The following is a 1,064-nucleotide window of genomic DNA, read 5'->3' as shown; positions in this document are numbered from 1 at the left end:
CTGATGGTGAAGTTGGAGTTGAAAGAGGCCGCTATCGGTTAAAAGTTGCCTGCAACAGCGTGCTACCTGTCAATTTCAAAACCAGGTTTGTGCAGTATCATAGGAATAATAAGGAAAAACAGGGAACCTCAGCATGTCAGTACCTACCTACGACCAATTCATCGAGCCAGTGCTTCGCTTTTTAGCAACTAAGCCCGAAGGCGCAGTTGCTCGGGATGTGCAAGATGCAGCAGCAGACATACTCAACCTAAACGAAGAACAACGGGCAGAGACCATTGCCAGCGGCCAATTGGTTTACAAGAACCGTACCGGCTGGGCTCACGATCGTTTGAAACGTGCTGGGCTCTCGCACAGCTTATCCAGAGGAAAATGGTGCTTAACCGCCAAAGGCATCGACTGGTTAAAGCAGCATCCAAACCCGCTCACTGCAGCAGAAGTCGAACATCTCGCTTTGGCTTATACCAACGTCAAACTTCAACAAAATAGTGATGCGGTGGATTTAGACCCAGTTACAGAACCCCTTCTCACCGAAGCGATGTTAACGAATAGCCCAGACGACCGCCTGGAACAATCAATCAAAGAGATCCGCGATGCGGTAGCAACAGAACTGCTGGAGAACCTTAGCCAGGTATCCCCAGGCCGCTTCGAAGTTATCGTGTTGGATGTACTGCACCGTTTAGGTTACGGCGGCCACCGCGATGATTTAAAGCGTGTCGGAGGCAGCGGTGATGCGGGGATTGATGGCGTTATCTCTTTAGATAAGCTCGGCTTAGAAAAAGTGTATGTGCAAGCCAAACGCTGGCAAAACACCGTAGGCCGCCCTGAGTTGCATGCCTTCTACGGTGCACTTGTGGGACAAAAGGCTAAACGAGGGGTATTCATCACGACATCTGGCTTTACTAAGCATGCCGTTGCCTACGCGCAATCGGTAGAAGGCATGGTACTTATCGACGGTAACCGATTGGTACATCTGATGATGGATAATGAGGTGGGTGTTAGTTCAACGTTGCTGAAGGTTCCGAAGCTCGATAGCGACTACTTTGATCAGTAATGCACTAACAAAC

The 1,064-nt window shown here is 49.6% G+C and carries 1 protein-coding gene; it reads left to right on the top strand.

The features are described 5' to 3' along the window. The first annotated feature begins 133 nt into the window (after positions 1–133). Positions 134–1,051 carry a restriction endonuclease gene (locus ABT171_RS41760; RefSeq protein ID WP_164099983.1) on the top strand — a complete coding sequence of 306 codons (918 nt, stop codon included), beginning with the start codon at positions 134–136 and terminating at the stop codon, positions 1,049–1,051. Positions 1,052–1,064: the final 13 nt, after the last annotated feature.

The organism is Streptomyces sp. NPDC001851 (genome assembly GCF_040297165.1).
Classification (GTDB): Bacteria; Actinomycetota; Actinomycetes; order Streptomycetales; family Streptomycetaceae; genus Streptomyces.
This window is presented reverse-complemented; position numbering and strand designations above follow the sequence as displayed.

What these genes read in the sequence shown, in the direction of transcription:
- ABT171_RS41760 (WP_164099983.1), top strand. Translation starts at nt 134, where the DNA reads ATGTCAGTACCTACCTACGACCAATTCATCGAGCCAGTGCTTCGCTTT.